This window comes from Duganella paludis, assembly GCF_054461335.1.
The window spans coordinates 2,572,474-2,595,308 of sequence record NZ_CM136922.1 but is presented as its reverse complement, the minus strand read 5'-3'; the positions used below and the strand labels follow the sequence as shown (position 1 = coordinate 2,595,308).

Annotated in this window: 12 protein-coding genes and 3 rRNA genes; 12 read left to right on the top strand and 3 right to left on the bottom strand. The window is 60.4% G+C overall.

The genetic code is table 11. The features are described from left to right. Positions 1-2: 2 nt before the first annotated feature. Both ACXZ1M_RS11715 and ACXZ1M_RS11710 read left to right on the top strand, forming a co-directional pair. Positions 3-2,114: a 4Fe-4S binding protein gene (locus tag ACXZ1M_RS11715; RefSeq protein ID WP_459053333.1), complete on the top strand. Its 2,112-nt coding sequence runs from the start codon at positions 3-5 to the stop codon at positions 2,112-2,114. Next, positions 2,111-3,091, top strand: a complete 981-nt coding sequence (locus tag ACXZ1M_RS11710) for an FAD:protein FMN transferase (protein WP_459053332.1) — start codon at positions 2,111-2,113, stop codon at positions 3,089-3,091. Before ACXZ1M_RS11715 ends, ACXZ1M_RS11710 begins: the two co-directional genes overlap by 4 nt. A gap of 18 nt (positions 3,092-3,109) precedes the next feature. Here the strand turns inward: ACXZ1M_RS11710 and ACXZ1M_RS11705 are convergent, their stop codons facing one another. Next, positions 3,110-5,041, bottom strand: coding sequence for a sigma-54-dependent Fis family transcriptional regulator (locus tag ACXZ1M_RS11705; RefSeq protein WP_459053331.1), 1,932 nt, complete (start codon positions 5,039-5,041; stop codon positions 3,110-3,112). A 481-nt stretch (positions 5,042-5,522) separates the two neighbouring features. Here ACXZ1M_RS11705 and ACXZ1M_RS11700 point away from each other — a divergent pair. The 5 genes from ACXZ1M_RS11700 (at position 5,523) to ACXZ1M_RS11680 (ending at position 13,094) form a co-directional block, all read left to right on the top strand. Further along, a 16S ribosomal RNA gene (locus ACXZ1M_RS11700) occupies positions 5,523-7,051 on the top strand. A gap of 182 nt (positions 7,052-7,233) precedes the next feature. Next, a 23S ribosomal RNA gene (locus ACXZ1M_RS11695) occupies positions 7,234-10,106 on the top strand. A gap of 115 nt (positions 10,107-10,221) precedes the next feature. Continuing rightward, positions 10,222-10,334 (top strand): 5S ribosomal RNA (gene rrf / locus ACXZ1M_RS11690). The 16S, 23S and 5S rRNA genes sit together here, the layout of an rRNA operon. Positions 10,335-10,485: 151 nt before the next feature. Continuing rightward, positions 10,486-11,874 (top strand): L,D-transpeptidase Cds6 family protein, encoded by a 1,389-nt coding sequence (locus ACXZ1M_RS11685; RefSeq protein WP_459053330.1) that lies wholly within the window; start codon positions 10,486-10,488, stop codon positions 11,872-11,874. A gap of 65 nt (positions 11,875-11,939) precedes the next feature. Next, on the top strand, positions 11,940-13,094 hold the full coding sequence (locus ACXZ1M_RS11680; protein ID WP_459053329.1) for a L,D-transpeptidase family protein: 1,155 nt from the start codon (positions 11,940-11,942) through the stop codon (positions 13,092-13,094). A gap of 97 nt (positions 13,095-13,191) precedes the next feature. Here the strand turns inward: ACXZ1M_RS11680 and ACXZ1M_RS11675 are convergent, their stop codons facing one another. Next, complete coding sequence (locus ACXZ1M_RS11675; RefSeq protein ID WP_459053328.1) at positions 13,192-13,737, bottom strand: acyloxyacyl hydrolase; 546 nt, start codon at positions 13,735-13,737, stop codon at positions 13,192-13,194. A 94-nt stretch (positions 13,738-13,831) separates the two neighbouring features. On the opposite strand from ACXZ1M_RS11675, the gene ACXZ1M_RS11670 reads away from it, so the two are divergent. Beyond that, complete coding sequence (locus ACXZ1M_RS11670; protein ID WP_459053327.1) at positions 13,832-14,728, top strand: NAD(P)-dependent oxidoreductase; 897 nt, start codon at positions 13,832-13,834, stop codon at positions 14,726-14,728. On the opposite strand, the gene ACXZ1M_RS11665 is transcribed toward ACXZ1M_RS11670, so the two are convergent. After that, on the bottom strand, positions 14,720-15,913 hold the full coding sequence (locus ACXZ1M_RS11665) for a M20 aminoacylase family protein (protein ID WP_459053326.1): 1,194 nt from the start codon (positions 15,911-15,913) through the stop codon (positions 14,720-14,722). The genes ACXZ1M_RS11670 and ACXZ1M_RS11665 overlap by 9 nt on opposite strands. 140 nt (positions 15,914-16,053) lie before the next feature. Here ACXZ1M_RS11665 and ACXZ1M_RS11660 point away from each other — a divergent pair, with 140 nt between their 5' ends. From ACXZ1M_RS11660 to ACXZ1M_RS11645, 4 genes are all read left to right on the top strand, one after another. After that, positions 16,054-18,132, top strand: a complete 2,079-nt coding sequence (locus tag ACXZ1M_RS11660; RefSeq protein ID WP_459053325.1) for a molybdopterin-containing oxidoreductase family protein — start codon at positions 16,054-16,056, stop codon at positions 18,130-18,132. Between the two features lie 29 nt (positions 18,133-18,161). Further along, on the top strand, positions 18,162-19,268 hold the full coding sequence (locus tag ACXZ1M_RS11655; RefSeq protein WP_459053324.1) for an aminopeptidase: 1,107 nt from the start codon (positions 18,162-18,164) through the stop codon (positions 19,266-19,268). A gap of 192 nt (positions 19,269-19,460) precedes the next feature. Next, positions 19,461-21,152, top strand: a complete 1,692-nt coding sequence (locus ACXZ1M_RS11650) for a long-chain-fatty-acid--CoA ligase (RefSeq protein WP_459053323.1) — start codon at positions 19,461-19,463, stop codon at positions 21,150-21,152. A gap of 2 nt (positions 21,153-21,154) precedes the next feature. Next, positions 21,155-22,825, top strand: coding sequence for a long-chain-fatty-acid--CoA ligase (locus ACXZ1M_RS11645; protein ID WP_459053322.1), 1,671 nt, complete (start codon positions 21,155-21,157; stop codon positions 22,823-22,825). Positions 22,826-22,835 lie beyond the last annotated feature (10 nt).

The following is a 22,835-nucleotide window of genomic DNA, read 5'->3' as shown; positions in this document are numbered from 1 at the left end:
ACATGATGCGCGCGCTCACCAGCATCCTGTGCCTGCTGGCCGGAGTGCTGGCGCTGGTGTTGGGCGCCACGCCGGCGCAGGCCGGCGTGCTGACGCCGGAGGAGATGACGCGGCGCTTCCCGGCGCCGCTGATCGTCGGCGCGCGCGACGCGGAGCTGCCGGTGTGGCCGCTGTTCCGGCAGAACGCCACGGCGACGGAGCTGGTGGGCTATGTGTTCGAGTCGATCGATCTCGCGCCCATTCCCGGCTTCTCAGGCGTGCCGCTCAACCTGATGGTGGCCATCGATCCGAAGGGGGTGTTTATCGGCGTGGAAGTCTTGTCGCATCATGAGCCGGTTTTTTTGGATGGCTTGGGCGAGGCGCCGCTATACCAGTTCGTCAAGCAGTACAAGGACTTGTCGCTGAAGCAGAACATCAGCATCGAGACGGGCGCGCGCCGCGCGCGCCATCCGGATGCGGCGCATGCGTATATCGACGGCGTGTCGAAGGCCACGGCGTCGGTGCGCATCATTAACCAAAGCGTGCTGGCGGCGGCACTCAAGGTCTCGCGCAAGAAGCTGGGTTTTGCCGGCGGCCGCGATCCCGACCAGATCGCGCGCGTGCGGCCGGATGTGTTTCGGCCGCTGGACCTGCGGCAGATGCTGAGGGATGGACTGGTACAGCGGCTGCGCGTGACCAACCGCGAAGCCGAGCAGCTGTTTGCCGGCAGCGCGGGCGCAGGGCTCGATACGGAAGCGCTGGCGCATCCAGCCGATAGTTTTATCGATCTGTATGTGGCTTGCGTCTCGGTGCCGACCATTGGCCGCAATCTGCTGACGGCCGGCAGTTGGCGCAAGCTGCAGGGGCGCCTGGAGGAGGGCGATCACGCGTTGATCGTCATGTCCTCCGGCCGCTACAGCGTGACCGGCGAGGATTTCGTGCGCGGCAGCGTGCCCGATCGGCTCCTGCTGCGACAGGACAAGCTGCCTATCGATATGCGCGACCTCGATCTGGAGCTGAAGCTTGCCGTGCCGCTGGCGGCGGAGAGTGTGACGGTGTTCCGCGTCATCAGTCAGGCCGGTTTGGACCCGGCGTCGCCGATCGAGCTGGCGCTGCCGATCACCCGCAACAAGGGCATCGTCTACCCGGAGCGCATTACGCGTGAACTGACGCTGCGCTACCAATTGCCGGCCGACCTGCTGATCGCGGCCGAGGGCAATAACAAATCGTGGACCGGCATCTGGAGCGCGCGCCGTTGGGAGCTGAGTGCGCTGGCCAGTGGCTTGCTGGTGCTGGCTGCCGCGTTGACGGCGCAGCGTCGCCTCACCGCCAACGGCCGGCACTTTGACTGGTTCCGCCGCATCTACCTGGTGTTCACGATAGGCTTCATCGGCTACTACGCGCAGGGACAACTCTCCATCGTCAATCTCACGGGCGTGATACAGGCGCTGATGGCCCGGCGCAGCCTGGAGTTCATGCTGTTCGATCCCATGACGGTGTCGCTGTGGGCGTTCGTGCTGGTGTCGCTATTTCTATGGGGACGCGGCACCTTCTGCGGCTGGCTGTGTCCTTTCGGCGCCTTGCAGGAGCTGACGGGAAAACTGGCACGCGCGCTGCACCTGCCGCAGCTGCGCCTCAAGCCGCAACTCGATGCGCGGCTCAAGCTGGCGAAGTATGTAGCGTTGGCCGGCATCGTCGCTAGTGCCTTCTTCTCCAGCGAGATCACCGACAAGCTGGTGGAGCTGGAGCCGTTCAAAACAGCGATCACGCTGAACTTTGTGCGCAGCTGGCCGTATGTGGCGTATGCCGTAGGCCTGCTGCTGGCCAGCGGCTTTGTGTATAAGTTCTTTTGCCGTTATCTGTGTCCGTTCGGCGCGTCGCTGGCGCTGCTGGGCAAAGTGCGCCTGCTGAACTGGATACCGCGCCGCGTCGAATGCGGGCAGCCGTGCCAGACCTGCCGCCATCGCTGCGACTATCAGGCGATAGCGCCGTCCGGGAAGGTCGATTACGCGGAATGCTTCCAGTGCATGGACTGCGTGGTGATTTATGCAAGCGACCAGCAATGCGCGCCGCGCATCATGGAGCTCAAGCGCCGCCGCACCATCCCCATTCAATCCGCCGGGAGCAGCGCATGAAACGTCGTACTTTTATTGTCAGCGCGGTCGGTGCCATGGCCGGCGTGGCCGGCAGCGTGCTGCCACGCGATACGCCGCTGCATCGCGGCGCGGCGCTGGCCTTCGGCACCACCATCTCAATCTCGGTGGTCCACCCGGATGCGCAACTGGCGGCGTGCGCAATTGCGGACGGCTTGCAGGCGGCGCAGCAAGTCGACCGCCTGATGAGCATCTACCAACCGGACAGCCAGGTTTATCAGCTCAATCGCGACGGCGTGCTGGCGCATCCGGACCCTCGGCTGCTGGAAGTGCTGGCGCAGGCCTCCGAGTTGTCGCGCATGACCGCCGGCGCCTTCGATGTGACGGTGCAGCCGCTGTGGCGCTTATATTCTGAAGCGGCGGCGCGCGGCCAGTTGCCGGACGATGCGGAGCGTCGCCGCGCGCAGATGCTGGTGGACTGGCGTGAGCTGGCGGTCGGCAAGGAGCAAATCAGCTTGCGCCGCGCCGGCATGTCGTTGACCTTGAACGGTCTGGCGCAGGGGTATGCCGCCGATCTCGCGTTGGCCGCCGTGCAGGCGCATGGCATACGCGATGCGCTGCTGGACACCGGGGAGTTCGTCGCGCGCGGGCAGAAGCCGGGGCGGCGTCCGTGGATACTGGGCGTGCGCGACCCGCGCGATGCCGGCGCGCTGGCCGCCACGCTGTATGCACAGGGCTGTAGCGTCGCCACCTCCGGTGATTATGAGTGCAGCTTCACACCGGACTACCGGCATCACCACATCTTCGATCCATCAAAGGGCGAGTCGCCCGACGAACTGGCCAGCGTGACGGTGCTGGCGCCGACCTCTTTGCTGGCCGACGGCCTGTCGACCGCGTTCATGGTGATGGGCTGGGAGCGCGCCAGTGCGCTGGCGGCGCAATTGCAGGCGGTGGATCTGATGGCGATCGACAAGCAGGGACGGGAGCGGCGCTCGGCCGGCTTCCCGCCCGAGGTGTGAGCCGGCATGCGCGCATCGTTATTTCAGATTCGGCACCTTGCGGTAAATCGTGTTGCGCGATACGCCCAGAGCGCGTGCGGTGGCCGATACATTGCCGCCATGCGCCTCCAACGAACGGAGAATGGCATTCTGCTCCACCTCCTCCAGATTGGCGCCGCTGGCGATCATGCGTTCCGCGCCGGGGCCGGGGATCTGATACGGAAGCTGGGCTTGTTCTATATCGTCGAGGAAGTCGTCCGGCATGTGGCGCAGGCCGATTTCATGTTCGTCGCCGGCCATGACCAGGGCGGTGCGCAGCAGGTTGGTCAACTGGCGGAAGTTGCCGGGCCAGCGATGGCGATGGAACAGAGTGAGGATTTCTTCGGATACGTGATAGCGGCCGCTATTCGATTCCGTCGCCAGGATCTTGCCGACCACGGTTTCCAGGTCGGTGCGCTCGCGCAGCGGCGGCAGCTTGACCACCAGGCCATTCAGGCGATAGTAGAGATCTTCGCGGAACAGGCCCTTGGCGATGCGCTCGCGCAGATTGTGGTTGGTCGCGCAAATCAGTTCGACGTTGACCGGTATCGACTTGTCGCTGCCCAGCGGCGTCACCATACGCTCCTGCAGAACGCGCAGCAGGCGGGCCTGCAGGCTGAATGGCATGTCGCCGATCTCGTCGAGGAACAGCGTGCCGCCGTTGGCCTGCAGGATCTTGCCGACCGCGCCTTTCTTGCGCGCGCCGGTAAAAGCACCGTCTTCATAGCCGAACAATTCGGACTCGATCAGCGTTTCGGGAATCGAGGCGCAGTTCACCGCCACAAAAGGACTCATGGCGCGCGGCGAGTCGTTGTGGATGGCTTGCGCCAGCAGTTCCTTGCCGGTGCCGGTTTCGCCCATGATCATGATGGGGATGTCGCGCCCCAGGACGCGCGTGACCTTGTCGATCACCAGTTCCAGTTGCGGGTCGCCGGTGCGCAGGTAGCGCAGGCCGGAGAGACGCCGCGCCTGCGCCGCCGCCTGGTTGGCCGCGACAGCCTGCGTCGCCGGCGAGGCCAGGGCGGGACGGTCGCTCAGCGACTGCTGGAACACGCTGTTCGATAACCGCATCTGGGCGCGGCCATATACGCGCACGCCGTTGTGCATGCACAGGTTGAGCAGGCCGGGAGCGGCGGTGCGGTAATGGTCGTATAGCGCCGACAGCGGAAGGCCGAACAGGGAACTGAAGGTGTGCGACTGCAGCGCCGTGAACGGCAGGCCAAGCTGGAACAGGCCATTGCGGTTGGCGGCCAGAAAGCGGCCGCCGGGACTGAAGGAGGCGATGCCTTCCATCAGCGTGCCGATAAATTCGGAGCGGGTGTGGAAGTGCAGCGTGATCGCATCCTCGAACGTGGCGGAGAACAGCTGGTTCTCTATCATCAGCGCGGACATGCGCACCAGCGCCATGGTGTGCTTGTGGAAGCTGCGCTGGTCGCCGGAGACGTCCAGCACGCCGATCACATTACCCAGGTGGTCGGCGATCGGCGCGGCAGAGCAGGTAAGGAAGTGGTTGGCCGCCAGGTAGTGCTGGTCGGCGTGGACCAGCGTCGGGGATCTTTCGGCGATGGCGGTGCCGATGGCGTTGGTGCCTTTGCTGGCCTCGGACCAGGCCACGCCCGGCTGCAGCGCCACGCGGTTGGCTTTCTCCAGAAAGTCGTCGTCGCCCAGCGAGTGCACGATGACGCCGGTGGCGTCGGTCAGTATCACCATATTGTGGGTGTTGACGATTTGCTGGTACAGCGTCTCCATGGCTGGCACCGCGTGGGTGTGCAGCAAACGGTTTTGTTCTATCAGTAAAGACAGCTCGCAGCGCGCCAGCGGCGAGAAGTCCGCCGGGGATTCAGGTTGCAGGCCGTAGTCGAGGGAGCGCCGGTGCGAGGTCTCGATAATCAGGGGCGAACTGTTCAGATCTGGAGCAGTCGGTGAGTGCATGATGGTCTCTTTGTCTCGGTTGGCCGCTGCTCGTGGCGCGGCTCTCTATATATATACCTGCACAGGTGTTCCATAATGTAGCACCTGTACCGGAAGTGAGCAAAAGCGATGCTGGCTGCTGTTGCTATACAGAGAGTAAGCAAACTGAGTGCCAGCCCTTGCGCAATTCCTGATGGCTTGGTATGATTCTGTCCCTCGCAAGACAGCACATGCAAATGTGTAGTTAGCGAGGAAAGAAGTAAAAAAGAAGAGCTTGACGAAATGTTCGAAACACTTCATAATCTTGCCTCTTCGCTGATGAACAAAACGCTTCTTCAGCTAGCAACACAAGATGATCTTTAAAAATATACAGTTGATAAGTGTGGGCGTTTAGTGCTGCAACAAAAAGCATTAAATGCTCAACAAAGAAATATTCAGTAGAAATACTGTCAGTATTTTGAGTGAGCGAACCATGGCCAGAAATGGTCATAAAACAGAGATTAAACTAAAGAGTTTGATCCTGGCTCAGATTGAACGCTGGCGGCATGCCTTACACATGCAAGTCGAACGGCAGCACGGGGCAACCTGGTGGCGAGTGGCGAACGGGTGAGTAATATATCGGAACGTACCCAAGAGTGGGGGATAACGTAGCGAAAGTTACGCTAATACCGCATACGATCCAAGGATGAAAGCAGGGGACCGCAAGGCCTTGTGCTCCTGGAGCGGCCGATATCTGATTAGCTAGTTGGTAGGGTAAAAGCCTACCAAGGCATCGATCAGTAGCTGGTCTGAGAGGACGACCAGCCACACTGGAACTGAGACACGGTCCAGACTCCTACGGGAGGCAGCAGTGGGGAATTTTGGACAATGGGCGCAAGCCTGATCCAGCAATGCCGCGTGAGTGAAGAAGGCCTTCGGGTTGTAAAGCTCTTTTGTCAGGGAAGAAAAGGTTACGGATAATACGCGTGGCTCATGACGGTACCTGAAGAATAAGCACCGGCTAACTACGTGCCAGCAGCCGCGGTAATACGTAGGGTGCAAGCGTTAATCGGAATTACTGGGCGTAAAGCGTGCGCAGGCGGTTTTGTAAGTCTGTTGTGAAATCCCCGGGCTCAACCTGGGAATGGCAATGGAGACTGCAAGGCTAGAGTTTGGCAGAGGGGGGTAGAATTCCACGTGTAGCAGTGAAATGCGTAGATATGTGGAGGAACACCGATGGCGAAGGCAGCCCCCTGGGTCAAAACTGACGCTCATGCACGAAAGCGTGGGGAGCAAACAGGATTAGATACCCTGGTAGTCCACGCCCTAAACGATGTCTACTAGTTGTCGGGTCTTAATTGACTTGGTAACGCAGCTAACGCGTGAAGTAGACCGCCTGGGGAGTACGGTCGCAAGATTAAAACTCAAAGGAATTGACGGGGACCCGCACAAGCGGTGGATGATGTGGATTAATTCGATGCAACGCGAAAAACCTTACCTACCCTTGACATGGATGGAATTCCGGAGAGATTTGGAAGTGCCCGAAAGGGAACCATTACACAGGTGCTGCATGGCTGTCGTCAGCTCGTGTCGTGAGATGTTGGGTTAAGTCCCGCAACGAGCGCAACCCTTGTCATTAGTTGCTACGAAAGAGCACTCTAATGAGACTGCCGGTGACAAACCGGAGGAAGGTGGGGATGACGTCAAGTCCTCATGGCCCTTATGGGTAGGGCTTCACACGTCATACAATGGTACATACAGAGGGCCGCCAACCCGCGAGGGGGAGCTAATCCCAGAAAGTGTATCGTAGTCCGGATTGTAGTCTGCAACTCGACTGCATGAAGTTGGAATCGCTAGTAATCGCGGATCAGCATGTCGCGGTGAATACGTTCCCGGGTCTTGTACACACCGCCCGTCACACCATGGGAGCGGGTTTTACCAGAAGTAGGTAGCTTAACCGCAAGGAGGGCGCTTACCACGGTAGGATTCGTGACTGGGGTGAAGTCGTAACAAGGTAGCCGTATCGGAAGGTGCGGCTGGATCACCTCCTTTCTAGAGTTTGCAGGATTCTTCGGAATCACTACTAAGCGCTCACACTTATCTGCTGTAACGTTCTTTAACAATCTGGAAGAAGTAAAGTTTTATTAAGCGTGTATCGACAGATACATGCTTGGGTAGTAAAACTCATCATCACAAAGTAGTAAATGCTTAGACTATAGCCGTCAAGGTTATAGGGACAAGTGAATAAGTGCACATGGTGGATGCCTTGGCGATTACAGGCGATGAAGGACGTAGTAGCTTGCGATAAGCTGCGGGGAGCTAGCAAACAAGCTTTGATCCGCAGATTTCCGAATGGGGAAACCCGGCCTTTTAGGTCATCGTACACTGAATACATAGGTGTACGAAGCGAACGCGGCGAACTGAAACATCTAAGTAGCTGCAGGAAAAGAAATCAACCGAGATTCCCAAAGTAGTGGCGAGCGAAATGGGAAGAGCCTGCACGTGATAGTCGGACTGATAATGGAATGCTCTGGAAATGGCAGCCATAGCGGGTGATAGCCCCGTACATGAAATCAGACCGGTGGTACTAAGCGTGCGACAAGTAGGGCGGGACACGAGAAATCCTGTCTGAATATGGGGGGACCATCCTCCAAGGCTAAATACTCGTAATCGACCGATAGTGAACCAGTACCGTGAGGGAAAGGCGAAAAGAACCCCGGGAGGGGAGTGAAATAGATCCTGAAACCGTGTGCATACAAACAGTAGGAGCCTCTTCGTGGGGTGACTGCGTACCTTTTGTATAATGGGTCAGCGACTTACATTCAGTGGCAAGGTTAACCGAATAGGGAAGCCGTAGAGAAATCGAGTCCGAACAGGGCGATAGTCGCTGGGTGTAGACCCGAAACCAAGTGATCTACTCATGGCCAGGATGAAGGTGCGGTAACACGCACTGGAGGTCCGAACCCACTAATGTTGAAAAATTAGGGGATGAGCTGTGGGTAGGGGTGAAAGGCTAAACAAACTTGGAAATAGCTGGTTCTCTCCGAAAACTATTTAGGTAGTGCCTCAAGTATCACCATCGGGGGTAGAGCACTGTTATGGCTAGGGGGTCATCGCGACTTACCAAACCATTGCAAACTCCGAATACCGATGAGTGCGAGCTTGGGAGACAGACGTCGGGTGCTAACGTCCGGCGTCAAGAGGGAAACAACCCAGACCGCCAGCTAAGGTCCCAAAGATTGGCTAAGTGGAAAACGAAGTGGGAAGGCTAAAACAGTCAGGATGTTGGCTTAGAAGCAGCCATCATTTAAAGAAAGCGTAATAGCTCACTGATCGAGTCGTCCTGCGCGGAAGATGTAACGGGGCTAAGCCAGTCACCGAAGCTGCGGATATGCGTAAGCATATGGTAGGAGAGCGTTCTGTAAGCCTGCGAAGGTGTCTTGTAAAGGATGCTGGAGGTATCAGAAGTGCGAATGCTGACATGAGTAGCGATAATGGGGGTGAAAAGCCCCCACGCCGTAAGCCCAAGGTTTCCTGTTCAACGTTCATCGGAGCAGGGTGAGTCGGCCCCTAAGGCGAGGCAGAGATGCGTAGCTGATGGGAAGCAGGTTAATATTCCTGCACCGTCGTATGATGCGATGGGGGGACGGATCGCGGAAGGTTGTCTGACTGTTGGAATAGTCAGTTTCTGCTTCATAGAAGGCGCTTAGGCAAATCCGGGCGCGTAATTCAAGGGAGTGGGACGAGTGTACTTGTACACGTAGCAATCGGAAGTGGTTCCAAGAAAAGCCTCTAAGCTTCAGTCATACGAGACCGTACCGCAAACCGACACAGGTGGGCGAGATGAGTATTCTAAGGCGCTTGAGAGAACTCGGGAGAAGGAACTCGGCAAATTGGTACCGTAACTTCGGGAAAAGGTACGCCTCGGTAGCTTGGTCACTTTACTGTGATAGGGCGAAAAGGTTGCAATAAAATGGTGGCTGCGACTGTTTAATAAAAACACAGCACTCTGCAAACACGAAAGTGGACGTATAGGGTGTGACGCCTGCCCGGTGCTGGAAGATTAAATGATGGGGTGCAAGCTCTTGATTGAAGTCCCAGTAAACGGCGGCCGTAACTATAACGGTCCTAAGGTAGCGAAATTCCTTGTCGGGTAAGTTCCGACCTGCACGAATGGCGTAACGATGGCCACACTGTCTCCTCCCGAGACTCAGCGAAGTTGAAATGTTTGTGATGATGCAATCTACCCGCGGCTAGACGGAAAGACCCCATGAACCTTTACTGTAGCTTTGCATTGGACTTTGAACCAATCTGTGTAGGATAGGTGGGAGGCTTTGAAGCGTGGACGCCAGTCTGCGTGGAGCCAACCTTGAAATACCACCCTGGTTTGTTTGAGGTTCTAACCTTGGTCCGTTATCCGGATCGGGGACAGTGCATGGTAGGCAGTTTGACTGGGGCGGTCTCCTCCTAAAGTGTAACGGAGGAGTTCGAAGGTACGCTAATTACGGTCGGACATCGTGATGATAGTGCAATGGCATAAGCGTGCTTAACTGCGAGACCGACAAGTCGAGCAGGTACGAAAGTAGGACATAGTGATCCGGTGGTTCTGTATGGAAGGGCCATCGCTCAACGGATAAAAGGTACTCTGGGGATAACAGGCTGATTCCTCCCAAGAGTTCATATCGACGGGGGAGTTTGGCACCTCGATGTCGGCTCATCACATCCTGGGGCTGTAGCCGGTCCCAAGGGTATGGCTGTTCGCCATTTAAAGTGGTACGTGAGCTGGGTTTAAAACGTCGTGAGACAGTTTGGTCCCTATCTGCCGTGGGCGTTGGAAATTTGAAGGGGGCTGCTCCTAGTACGAGAGGACCGGAGTGGACGAACCTCTGGTGTACCGGTTGTCACGCCAGTGGCATTGCCGGGTAGCTAAGTTCGGAAGAGATAACCGCTGAAAGCATCTAAGCGGGAAACTTGCCTTGAGATGAGATTTCCCAGAGCCTTGAGCTCTTTGAAGGGTCGTTCGAGACCAGGACGTTGATAGGTCAGGTGTGGAAGTGCAGTAATGCATTAAGCTAACTGATACTAATTGCCCGTACGGCTTGTCCCTATAACCTTGACGGTTATACGCATTTACTCTGATGATGAGTGTGCTACCCCAACCAAAACTTTACTTCTCCCAGATTCGCTGTGGCGCCGTCGGCGCCACAGCATACAAGTCAAAGCTTGATGACCATAGTAAGTCGGTCCCACCCCTTCCCATCCCGAACAGGACCGTGAAACGACTCTACGCCGATGATAGTGCTGCAACCAGTGTGAAAGTAGGTTATCGTCAAGCTAGTTATTAGAAAAAGCCCCTTCTGGAGAAATCCGGTTGGGGCTTTTTCGCTTTGGTCGCAACAATCATGCAACTGATACGCAACAGCGAGTTTTGATCTGGGGAAACGAAAGGTGTACCATGTGTCCTTTCGCGTCTGCTTCAAACCTCAATGAAAAATAAGACAGCCCAAACAATGCTGTACTGCGCATTGGCCCTGTCGGTCTGGGCCCCTGCCCGTGCCGACGACTATGCCGATGTCAGCAAGTTGGCCAAGGCCGGTAAAGTGGTCGAAGCGCTCAACAAGACCAATGAATACCTGAGCAAACGTCCCAACGATCCGCAAATGCGGTTCATGAAGGGGGTGTTGCTGACGGAACAGAACAAGACCGATGAGGCGATCGCCGTCTTCACCCGGCTCACCGAGGACTACAAGGATTTGCCGGAGCCGTATAACAACCTGGCCGTGCTGTATGCGTCCACCGGCCAATATGACAAGGCGCGCGTAGCGCTGGAAAAAGCGATCCGCACCAATCCGAGCTATCAGACCGCGTATGAAAACCTGGGCGATATCTACGGCAAGATGGCGAGCCAGGCCTATGACAAGGCGTTGGCGCTCGGCTCCTCGTCGGCGGTACCGGCCAAGTCCAAGCTGACCATGCTGCGCACGTTCTCGACCAGCACCGGCGGCAAGATTGTCGGCGCGGAGACTGCGGTGGCGCAAGCGTCGACGCCGGCCCCCGCACCTGTGCCGGCACCAGCCGCAGCGCGGGCCGCCAGCACGCAGCCACCTTTGATTTCGGCATTGCCGCCGCAGAATCCGGCACAGGCCAATGCGCCGCAACGCATTCCGTCCTTGTCGGTATCGCCGCCACCTGCAGCCGCGCCTAAAGTCGCGGCTGCGGTGGGACCGATTCCGGCGCCCGCGCCGGTTGCCGCCAAGCTGCCACCTTCACCGGCCCCGGCCCCGGCCCCGGTGAAGGTGGCTGCGGCGCCAGCACCAGCGCCAGTGAAGATAGCCGCGGCGCCGACCCCAGCACCTGCACTGGTACCGGTGCCAGTGAAAGCCGCGCCCGTGCCGACGCCTGTTCCCGTGCCTGCGCCGGTCAAGGTTGCTGCCGCGCCTGCTCCGGCACCGGCCGCGCCGCCGCCGGCCAAGGTCGAGCCGCCGAAGCCGGCCAAGCCTGAGCCGGAAAAAGTCGTCGCCAAGCCGGATACCTCCGAACGCGATGCGGTGATTGCGCAGGTGAACGGCTGGGCCAAGGCCTGGGGCGCGCAGAACGTCGACGCCTACCTCGGTTACTACAGCCAACAGTTCGAGCCGCCGAAGGGCGCCACGCGCAAAGTCTGGGCCGATGAGCGCCGCGCCCGGATTGAAGGCAAGGGCCGCATTCGCGTCGAGATTTCCGCACCGGAGGTGACGGTGAGCGGCAATACCGCCAAAGTCACGTTCCGCCAGACCTACGAGTCCGATCGCCTGACCGCGCGCAGCCGTAAAACGCTCACGATGGTCAAAAATGGTGGAAAATGGCAGATCAAGCAGGAAGCCTCGGGTAATTAATGTCACACTCATTTTTGCGTAAATGGCGCGCGGGCAGCGTGCTCGGGGTCGTACTTCTCAGTCTGATGGGAGGAGAGCTCAGCTACGCGGCAAAAAAGCCGGCGCGGGCACCGGTCGCCCGTAAAGCCAATCCGGAAGAGCTGCTCAACGATATTTACAAGGAACTGGCCACGCACGATCTGGGTTCGGCGCAGCGCAAGGCCGACGCCCTGGTCGAGGCCTATCCCAACTTTCGCCTCGGCCACCTGATTCGTGGCGACATCCTGCTGATGCATACCCGCATGGTGGGCCAGCTCGGCGCCGCCGTGCCGCCCGGCGCCGATGCCAAGCTGGCCGACCTGCGGCGCGAGGCGGCCGTGCGCTTGCAGGCCGAACGTCCGGGACCGGCGCTGCTGCCGCGCGCGCTGCTGCAGATGCGCAAAGACCAGAAGCACGCGCTGATCGTCGACGCCAAGCATTCGCGCCTCTACCTGTATGAAAACCGCAGCGATGGCCTGCGCCTGATGCAGGACTTCTATGTCAGCCAGGGCAAGCTGGGCATCAACAAGCTGAAGGAAGGCGATATGCGCACGCCCGTGGGTGTGTACTACCTGATTGGCCGCCTGCCCGGCGTGAAGTTACCCGATATGTATGGCAAGGGCGCGATGCCGCTCGACTATCCGAATGACTGGGACAAGATACATGGCCGTAGCGGCTCCGGCATCTGGGTGCACGGCACGCCACCGGAGACGTTCAGCCGGCCGCCGCTGTCGACCGACGGTTGCGTGGTGGTCAGCAACGACGACCTGAATTTCCTGACCCGCACGGTGGCGATCGGCACCACGCCGATTCTGATCGGCGACCAGGTGGAATTCGTCAGCAAGGAACAGCTGGACAAGGATTTGCAGCAGGCGGAGTCGCTGGTGGAGACGTGGCGGCGCGATGTCGAGAACCGCGATGACGCCAGCCTGAAGGCGCTGTATTCGGTGCGCTTCAAGTCATCGGCGGACGAGGATATCAATGCCTGGCTGGACAAGAACCGCTATCTGCCGGGAGCGAAGAAGATCAGCGTGAAGGTCAGCGATCCGAGCTACTTCCGTCAGCCGAGCCAGGAAGAAGTCATCGTCAGCAACTTCACGCAACAGATTGTGATTGGTAAATTCCGCCACGCAGTGCGCAAGAAACAGTACTGGGCCAAGGAAGGCAAGAACTGGAAGATCGTGGCGGAATCGAATGTTTAGAATCCGGGGTCAGGTCCTCCATTGCTACACGAGCCCTGCCGTAGCGATCGTTACGGCAGGGCTCGTGTAGCAATGGAGGACCTGACCCCGGATTTGTTTAGAAGTGGTAGGCTGCTTTGAGCTCGACGTAGTTCACGCCCGAGTTCGGTTTTTTGTAGCCGCCGTTCGAGAAGTGCTGCAGCTTGAGGCCCAGTTCCCAGTTGTTGTCGAACACATAACCGGTGGCGATGTGGTCGCCGAACTGGAAGTGGGTGCCCAGGCGGTTGTCGCTGTTGTTGTACAGCTTCGACAGCATGTGCACGCCGATGCCGCCTTCGTAGTACATGCCCTTCTTGTTGTCATTCTGGAAGCGGAACACCGGCGTGAAGCCGATATCCCACAGTTTCTGTTCCACGCCGACCTGGTTCTTGTAGCGGTTTTCGCGCCAGACGCCGGTGCTCAGTTCCCAGTAGCCGCTCAGGTGCGTGCCGTTCGATTGGAACCAACGCTGGTCCCAGTCCTTGGCGGCGTTGAAGCGCACCATCTGGACGTTCTCGCCAGCAGCCACTTCCACCGACACGGAGTCGATCAGCTTGTCATCGGCAAAAGCGGTTTGGGCCGCCACCAGCGCGGCGGCTGCCGCGATCATTTTTTTGTTGAACATAGTATCCTTGCAATTGGGGAGTGCTGTATCTTAAAGTTGTTATACGGCTAGCCGGTGATTGTACCGGGGTTCTGGAAATAATTCAGGAGGCGTAGTGTCCGCTCAAATTGCTTTTCTCGGCATAGGCTTGATGGGGGAGCCGATGGTGCGGCGCCTGCTCGCGGCCGGCCATCAGGTCACCGCGTGGAACCGCACGCACGCCAAGGCGCAGCCACTGGCGGGAGCCGGCGCCAAGCCGGTAGAAGACCTGGGCGAGGCGGTGCGCGGTGCGCAGATCGTGATCTCCATGCTTGAAGCCGGCCCCACGGTGGCGCAGGTGCTGCAGACGGCGCTGCCGGCGCTGGCGCCCAACACCTTGTGGATCGATATGAGTTCCACCCAGCAGGCCGAGGCGCAGGCTTTCCATGCCACGCTGACGACTGCAGGGCAACGCTTTGTCGATGCGCCGGTGTCCGGCGGCGTGGGCGGCGCGGCGGCGGGCACGCTGGCCATCATGGCCGGCGGCAGTGCCGATGATTTCGCCGAGGCCGAGCCGGTGCTGGCCGCCATGGGACGCGCCACCCTGGTCGGGCCGGCGGGCAGCGGACAGGTGGCCAAGCTGTGCAATCAGCTGATCGTTGGTGCAACAATTAATATTGTCGCGGAAGCCATGTTGCTGGCGCAGGCGGCCGGCGCCGATCCGGCGGCCATGCGCGCGGCCATACGCGGCGGCTTCGCCGAGTCGAAAATTCTGGAGGTGCACGGTCAGCGCATGCTGGACCGTAATTTTGTCGCGGGCGGCAAGGTGAGCACGCAGCTCAAGGACCAGCGCAATATCCTGGCGGCGGCGGAAGCGGCCGGCGTGGTGCTGCCGTTGACGGAGCTGGTGACGGCGCGCTACATGACGCTGGCCAAAACCATTCCGCAGGCCGACCACTCGGCGGCGCTGATCGGCCTTGAACAGCTGAATCCGGGGCAACGCGTGGGCGCCGCCCCCGACCAGTTAGGCTAAAGGCAAGCTTGCTTCCACCAGCTTGACCCAGAAGCTGGCGCCGACCGGCAGCAACTGGTCGTTGAAGTCGTAGCTGCCGTTGTGCAGCACGCAGGGACCGAGGCCGTGCCCGCCTTCGCGGTGCTCGCCCTCGCCGTTGCCGATGAAGATGTAGCAGCCCGGCTTGGCCTGCAGGAAGTAGGCGAAGTCTTCCGCCGCCATCGACGGCTCGACCTTGGCGTCCACCTTGTCGGCGCCGACCACGGCCTTCATGACCTCGACCGCGAAGCGGGTCGATTCCGGATGGTTGACCAGCGGCGGGTAGTTGCGGCGGAACTTGAATTCCGCTTCCGCGCCGAAGGCGGCGGCCGTGTTGACCGCCACTTCCTCCATTTGTTTTTCTATCATGTCCAGCACCTGCCACGACAGCGTGCGCACCGTGCCGGCCAGCTTGGCCTCGTCCGGGATGACGTTGGTGGCGGTGCCGGCGTGGAACTGCGTCAGCGACAGCACGGCCGTGTCGAGCGGGCTGGTGCGTCGGCTGATGATGGTTTGCCAGCTTTGCGCGATCTGCACGCCGATCATGACCGGGTCGATGCATTTGTGCGGCTGGGCCGCGTGGCCGCCCTTGCCCTTGACGGTGAGGTAGAACTCGTTGCTGGAGGCCATCAGCGGGCCTTCGGTCACGCTCATGTGGCCGAATGGGATGCCGGGCCAGTTGTGCATGCCGTAGATGGCGTCCATCGGGCATTGTTCGAACAGGCCGTCCTCGATCATGCGCTTGGCGCCGGCGCCGCCTTCTTCGGCCGGCTGGAAAACGAGATAAACAGTTCCGTCGAAATCGCGGTGCTCGGCCAGGTGCTTGGCCGCGCCCAGCAGCATGGCAGTGTGGCCGTCGTGGCCGCAGGCGTGCATCTTGCCGGGGTGGACCGAGGCGTGGGGGAAGGTGTTGACCTCCTGCATCGGCAGGGCGTCCATGTCGGCGCGCAGGCCGATCGAGCGCCCGGAGTCGCCGTTGCGGACGACGCCGACCACGCCGGTCAGGCCCAGGCCCCGGATCACGGGAATGCCCCATTCGGTCAGCTTGGCGGCCACCACGTCGGCGGTGCGCTGTTCTTCATAGCAGAGTTCGGGATGGGCGTGCAGGTCGCGCCGGATCTGCTGCAGTTCGGATTGAAATGCAATGATGGGATCTACCAGTTTCATGCTACTTCTCCACTATTGGGTTCGCTTGCTTTTTAAGCATCGAGAACAGCCATTGTAGCCCTTGTCCGCCGAGTTAAGCCAGCGCGCCCGCAATGGTTTACGATACTGCTTTTGCGTAGCAGCTTTTTGGATTTTCAGACATGACAAGCACACAAGTCCGCGCGGTCTGCCCGCTCGACTGCCCCGATACCTGCGCCCTGCTGGTGACGGTGGAAGATGGCGTGGCCACCGCCGTCAAGGGCGACCCCGACCATCCGACCACCGCCGGCGTGCTGTGCACCAAGGTGTCGCGCTATACCGAGCGCACCTATCACGAAGACCGCCTGTTGCACCCACGGCGCCGGGTCGGCAAAAAGGGGGAGGGCAAGTTCGAGCGCATCAGCTGGGAGGAGGCGCTGGCCACCATCGCAGCGCGCCTGAAACCGATCGCCGAGCGCGCACCGGAAGCCATTGTGCCGTACAGCTATTGCGGCACCATGGGGCTGATCCAGGGCGAGTCGATGTCGTCGCGCTTCTTCAACAAGATCGGCGCCTCGCTGCTGGACCGCACCATTTGCGCCACCGCCGGTTTTACCGGCTACACCTACACCATCGGCGCCACCATCGGCACCGACATGGAGCAGTTCCAGAACGCCAAGCTGCTGATCATCTGGGGCGGCAATCCGATCGCCTCCAACCTGCATTTCTGGATGCGCGCGCAGGAGGCCAAGCGCAACGGCGCCAAGCTGATCGCCATCGATCCCTATCGCTCGCTGACGGCGGAGAAGTGCCACCAGCACATTGCGCTGCTGCCCGGCACCGATGCCGCGCTGGCCTTGGGCCTGATGCACATCCTGATCACGGAAGACTTGCTCGATCATGACTACATCGCCAACTACACGCTGGGCTTCGAGGAACTGAAACAGCGCGCGGCCGAATGGACGCCCGAGCGCACCGCCGCAACCTGCGGCATCACCGTCGACGAAGTGGTGGAACTGGCGCGCCTGTACGGCGGCATGGCCAAGGCCGGCGAGCCGGTGGCGATCCGCACCAACTACGGCGTGCAGCGCGTGCGCGGCGGCGGCATGGCGGTACGCAATATCGCCTGCCTGCCGGCGCTGGTGGGTGCCTGGCGCCACGCGGCCGGCGGCGTGCAGCTGTCGTCCAGCGGCTCCTTCCCGACCAACAAGCCGTGGCTCCAGCGCACCGACCTGCTGAAGAAGCAGCCGCGCACCATCAACATGACCACCATCGGCGACGACCTGCTGCGGCCTGCATCACCGGAGTTCGGGCCTGCGGTGGAGGCGCTGATCGTCTACAACTCCAACCCGGTGGCGATCGCGCCCGATTCGGACAAGGTGATGCGCGGCTTCCTGCGCGAGGACTTGTTCACTGTGGTGCTGGAACACTTCCAGACCGACACCGCCGACTATGCCGACATCGTGCTGCCGGCCACCACGCAGCTGGAGCACATCGACGCCCACACCTCGTACGGCCACTTGTACATGATGGCGAACAACGCCGCCGTCGCGCCCATGGGCGAGGCCAAGGCCAACACCGAGATCTTCCGCCTGCTGGCCGCCGCCATGGGCTTCGACGACGACTGCTTCAAGGACAGCGACGACCAGCTGGCGGCGCAGGCCTTCCACGCGCAGGACGCGCGCGCTATCGGCTTCGACTGGGACGCCTTGAAGCAGAAGGGCTGGCAGCGCCTGAACATGCCGGATGCGCCGTTTGCGCAGGGCGGCTTCCCTACGCCGTCCGGCAAGTGCGAATTCTATTCCGCGCGCATGGCGGCCGATGGTCTCGATCCGCTACCGTCGTACCTGCCGCCGTATGAATCGCTGGCCAGCAATCCTGAGCTGGCGGCGCGCTATCCGCTGGCGATGATCTCGCCACCGGCGCGCAACTTCCTCAACTCCACCTTCGTCAACGTCAAGAGCCTGCGTTCGGCCGAGGGCGAGCCGCACCTGGACATCCATCCGAACGACAGCGCCACGCGCGGCATCGCCGACGGCGACATGGTGCGCATCTTCAACGACCGCGGCTCCTTTGTGGCCAAGGCGCGCGTGACCGACAAGGCGCGGGCGGGACTGGTTGTCGGTTTGTCAGTGTGGTGGAAAAAGCTCGCCACGGATGGCAAGAACGCCAACGAGGTTACCAGCCAACAGCTGACGGATATGGGCCGCGCGCCGACTTTTTACGATACACTGGTACAGGTCGAAAGAGTCGCCGTTTGAGGTGATGTATGCGCAAAATTGCACGCCGAATGCTCCGTGCCAGATACTGGCTGGTGCCGGCGTGCGCGGCTGCCATGCTGGCCGGTTGCGCGCAATTCAAGTACTACATGCAGGCCGCCCAAGGCCAGTATGCGCTGTGGTCGGACGCCCGTCCGATCGACGACTGGCTCGGCGACCCGAGCACCGATCCCCAGCTCAAGGCCCGCCTGGAAAAGGCCATGTTGATCCGCAAGTTCGCGGTCAAGGAATTGGGCCTGCCCGACAACGCCAGCTATAAAAACTACGCCGCCTTGTCGCGTCCCTTCGTGCTGTGGAATGTGGTGGCCACGCCGGAGCTGTCGCTGCGTCCGATCCAGTGGTGCTTCCCGATCGCCGGCTGCGTCAGCTATCGCGGCTACTACAGCAAGGAAGACGCCATGGCCTACGCCGAGGAACTGAAGCAGGAGCGCAACGACGTGCAAGTGGGCGGCGTGCCGGCGTATTCCACGCTGGGCTGGTTCAGCGATCCGCTGCTGTCGACCTTCATCAATTATTCCGACGCCGAGCTGGCGCGCATGGTGTTCCACGAGCTGGCGCACCAGGTGGCGTATGTGCAGGGCGATACCCAGTTCAACGAAGGTTTCGCCACGGCGGTGGAGGAGGCCGGCGTGGCGCGCTGGCTGGAGCTGTACGGCACCGATCCGATGCGCGAGGCGTACACGCGCTACAACGCCCGCCGGCAGGATTTCCTGGCGCTCCTGGTACGGCACCGCACGATGCTGGCCGACCTGTACGCCGGCAAAACCAGCACCCGCCACAAGCGCGCCGAGAAAGCGCGCATCTTCGCCCACCTCAAATCCGACTACGCCAAGTTGAAGGAAAGTTGGGGCGGTTATGCCGGTTACGACCGCTGGTTTGCCGAGCCGTTGACCAACGCTCACCTCAGCGCTGTGGGAACTTACCACGATTATTTGCCCGCCTTCCGCGCCTTGCTCAAGCAAGAGCGAACGTTCGTGCGTTTTTATGTTGCGGTGCAAAAAATAGCTATGCTTGATCTAGTTCAACGCCGACAGCAGTTGGATGTCTTGGGCCGCCCGCCGATGCTCAATGCGGAAACCGGCAAGGGAGCGCTCCCATCCGCCGAAGGCACGCATTGATGCTGCGTTGCATCATAAAAAGCTGTTAGAAGCCATGTTCTAATTGTGCTTAAATGCGCTTGCGTACGAGCGTGCTGCCCGATAGCATCGCATGATCAGTAGGCTCTACCAGTTCGCATAGACGAATGTATGCCCTGCCCCGGCACTGTGCGCCGGCCTGACAACGATAATATTCGAGACAAGAGGCACAGGATGGAAAAAATCTGGTTGAAATCATACCCGCCGGGTATGCCGACCGAAGTCGATACGACGCAGTACCGCTCGCTGGTCCAGCTGATGGAAGAATCGTTCCAGAAGTACGCGGCCCGCAATGCGTATGTTTGCATGGACAAATTCCTCACCTATGCCGAAGTGGACGCCTACTCCAAGCGTCTCGGCGCCTGGCTGCAAAGCCGTGGCCTGAAGCCGGGCGCGCGGGTGGCGATCATGATGCCGAACGTATTGCAGTATCCGATCGCGATCGCAGCCATCCTGCGCGCCGGCTACACGGTGGTCAACGTCAACCCGCTGTACACCCCGCGCGAGCTGGAACACCAGCTGAACGACTCGGGCAGCGAGGCGATCATCATCCTGGAGAACTTCGCCACCACCCTGGAGCAGGTGCTGGGCAAGACCCAGGTCAAGCATATCGTGGTGGCCAGCATGGGCGAGATGCTCGGCGGCCTGAAAGGCATGCTGGTGAATTTCGTGGTGCGCAGCGTGAAGAAGATGGTGCCGGCGTTCTCGCTGCCCAACGCGGTGCGCTTCAAGGATGCGCTGTCGCAGGGCGGCGGCATGAAGCTGACGCCGGTCGAATTGAAGGACAGCGATCCGGCCTTCCTGCAGTACACGGGCGGCACCACCGGCGTGTCGAAAGGCGCGACGCTGAGCCACAAGAACATCGTGGCCAACCTGCTGCAGACGGAGTTGTGGTCCAAGCCGGCGCTGGGTGCGTCGACCGAGCAGGTGACGATCGTGTGCGCGCTGCCGCTGTACCACATCTTCGCGCTGACGGCCTGCGCCATGTGGGGCACGCGCGTCGGTGCGTTGAACATTTTGATCCCGAATCCGCGCGACATCGGCGGCTTCATCAAGGAACTGGCGAAGTACAAGTTCAACATGCTGCCGGCGGTGAATACGCTGTACAACGCGCTGCTGAACCATGCCGAGTTTGCGCACCTGGACTTCTCGGCGCTGAAGATTTGCAATGGCGGCGGCATGGCGGTGCAGCAGGCCGTCAACGACCGCTGGCTGAAGGTGACGGGCGTGTCCATCATCGAGGGTTACGGCTTGTCCGAGACCTCGCCGGTGGCCACCTGCAACCGCGCCGACAACAAGGAGTTCACCGGCACCATCGGCTTGCCGGTGCCGTCGACCGATATCGCCATCCTGGATGACGATGGCAACGAAGTAGCGCTGGGCATGCCGGGCGAGATCGCGATTCGCGGTCCGCAGGTGATGGCCGGCTACTGGAACCGTCCGGACGAAACGGCCAAAGTCATGACCCCCGACGGCTTCTTCAAGTCGGGCGACGTCGGCGTGATGGATGCCAACGGCTTCGTCAAGATCGTCGACCGCAAGAAGGACATGATCCTGGTGTCGGGCTTCAACGTCTATCCGAACGAACTGGAAGGCGTGATCGCGGCGCATCCGGGCGTGCTGGAATGCGCGGCCATCGGCGTGCCGGACGAGCACTCGGGCGAAGCGGTCAAGGTGTTCGTGGTGCGCAAGGACGCGAACCTGACGCAGGAAGCCCTGATGGCCTACTGCAAGGAACAATTTACCGGCTATAAAAAGCCGAAATATATTGAGTTCCGCGAGGAACTACCAAAAACCAATGTCGGGAAAATTCTGCGCCGCATGCTGCGCGACGAACCTACCGGCGATAAGAAAAAGGCAGCATAAAGATGGATAAGATCTGGCTCAAGTCGTACCCCGAAGGCGTCCCTGCGGAGATTGATAACACCCAATACCGCTCGGTCACGCATTTGCTGGAAGAGGCTTTCCGCAAATACGCCGACCGCAAGGCCTTCGTGTGCATGGACAAGTCCATGACCTATGGCGAGCTGGATCAACTGTCGCAAAAGATGGGCGCCTGGCTGCAGGGCAAAGGCCTGAAGCCGGGCGCGCGCGTCGCCCTGATGATGCCGAACGTGCTGCAGTATCCGGTGGCCATGGCCGCCGTGCTGCGCGCCGGCTACACGGTGGTCAACGTCAATCCGCTGTACACCCCGCGCGAGTTGCAGCACCAGTTGGTGGACTCGGGCGCCGAAGCCATCGTGGTGCTGGAGAACTTCGCCACTACGGTGCAGCAAGTGCTGGCGCAGACGCCGGTCAAGCATGTCATCGTCGCTTCGATGGGCGACCTGCTGGGCGGCCTGAAAGGCATGATCGTCAACCTGGTGGTACGCAAGGTCAAGAAGATGGTGCCGGCGTATTCGCTGCCGGGCGCGGTGACGTTCAAGCAGGTGCTGTCCGAAGGTAACGGCATGACCTTGCAGCCGGCCAAGCTGGGGCATGACGACATCGCCTTCCTGCAATACACGGGCGGCACCACCGGCGTTTCGAAAGGCGCCATCCTGCTGCACCGTAACGTCATCTCCAACGTGTTGCAGAACGAAGCCTGGCTGCAGATGAAGGGCGAGGGCGAGCAGATGGTGTTTGTCGCCGCGCTGCCGCTGTACCACATCTATTCGCTGACCATCAGCGCGCTGATGAGCATGCGCACCGGCGGCCTGAGCCTGCTGATTCCGAATCCGCGCGACATTCCCGGCTTCGTCAAGGAGCTGGCCAAGTACAAGGTTACCGTGCTGCCGGCGGTGAACACGCTGTACAACGCGCTGCTGAACAATGCCGAATTCGCCAAGCTGGATTTCTCGTCCTACAAGCTGTGCAACGGCGGCGGCATGGCCGTGCAGAAGAGCGTGGCCGAGCGTTGGCTGAAGCTGACCGGCACGCCGATCATCGAAGGCTATGGCCTGTCCGAGACTTCTCCGGTGGCCACCGTGAACCGTCTGGACATCAAGGAATTCACCGGCACCATCGGCCTGCCGATTCCATCGACCGAAGTGGCGATCCTGGACGACGACGGCAACCCGTTGCCGATCGGCTCGACCGGCGAGATCGCCATCCGTGGTCCGCAGGTGATGGCCGGCTACTGGAACCGTCCGGACGAAACCGCCAAGTCGATGACGGCCGACGGCTTCTTCAAGACCGGCGACGTCGGCATCATGGACGAGCAGGGTTACACGCGCATTGTCGACCGCAAGAAGGACATGATCATCGTGTCCGGCTTCAACGTCTATCCGAACGAAGTGGAAGGCGTGGTGGCGGCGCATCCGGGCGTGCTGGAAGTGGCGTGCATCGGCGTGCCGGACAAGAACTCCGGCGAAGCGGTGAAGCTGTTCGTGGTGCGCAAGGACCCGAACCTGACGGCCGAGCAGCTGCTGGACTTCTGCAAGCATGAGCTGACCGCGTACAAGAAGCCGAAGTACATCGAATTCCGCGACGAACTGCCGAAGACCAACGTCGGCAAAATCCTGCGTCGCCAACTGCGCGACGAAAAAGCCGCCGCCTGAACTTCCTGAA

What these genes read in the sequence shown, in the direction of transcription:
- ACXZ1M_RS11675 (WP_459053328.1), bottom strand. Translation starts at nt 13,737, where the DNA reads ATGTTCAACAAAAAAATGATCGCGGCAGCCGCCGCGCTGGTGGCGGCC.
- ACXZ1M_RS11705 (WP_459053331.1), bottom strand. Translation starts at nt 5,041, where the DNA reads ATGCACTCACCGACTGCTCCAGATCTGAACAGTTCGCCCCTGATTATC.
- ACXZ1M_RS11715 (WP_459053333.1), top strand. Translation starts at nt 3, where the DNA reads ATGATGCGCGCGCTCACCAGCATCCTGTGCCTGCTGGCCGGAGTGCTG.
- ACXZ1M_RS11650 (WP_459053323.1), top strand. Translation starts at nt 19,461, where the DNA reads ATGGAAAAAATCTGGTTGAAATCATACCCGCCGGGTATGCCGACCGAA.
- ACXZ1M_RS11655 (WP_459053324.1), top strand. Translation starts at nt 18,162, where the DNA reads ATGCTCCGTGCCAGATACTGGCTGGTGCCGGCGTGCGCGGCTGCCATG.
- ACXZ1M_RS11710 (WP_459053332.1), top strand. Translation starts at nt 2,111, where the DNA reads ATGAAACGTCGTACTTTTATTGTCAGCGCGGTCGGTGCCATGGCCGGC.
- ACXZ1M_RS11645 (WP_459053322.1), top strand. Translation starts at nt 21,155, where the DNA reads ATGGATAAGATCTGGCTCAAGTCGTACCCCGAAGGCGTCCCTGCGGAG.
- ACXZ1M_RS11660 (WP_459053325.1), top strand. Translation starts at nt 16,054, where the DNA reads ATGACAAGCACACAAGTCCGCGCGGTCTGCCCGCTCGACTGCCCCGAT.
- ACXZ1M_RS11685 (WP_459053330.1), top strand. Translation starts at nt 10,486, where the DNA reads ATGAAAAATAAGACAGCCCAAACAATGCTGTACTGCGCATTGGCCCTG.
- ACXZ1M_RS11665 (WP_459053326.1), bottom strand. Translation starts at nt 15,913, where the DNA reads ATGAAACTGGTAGATCCCATCATTGCATTTCAATCCGAACTGCAGCAG.
- ACXZ1M_RS11680 (WP_459053329.1), top strand. Translation starts at nt 11,940, where the DNA reads ATGGGAGGAGAGCTCAGCTACGCGGCAAAAAAGCCGGCGCGGGCACCG.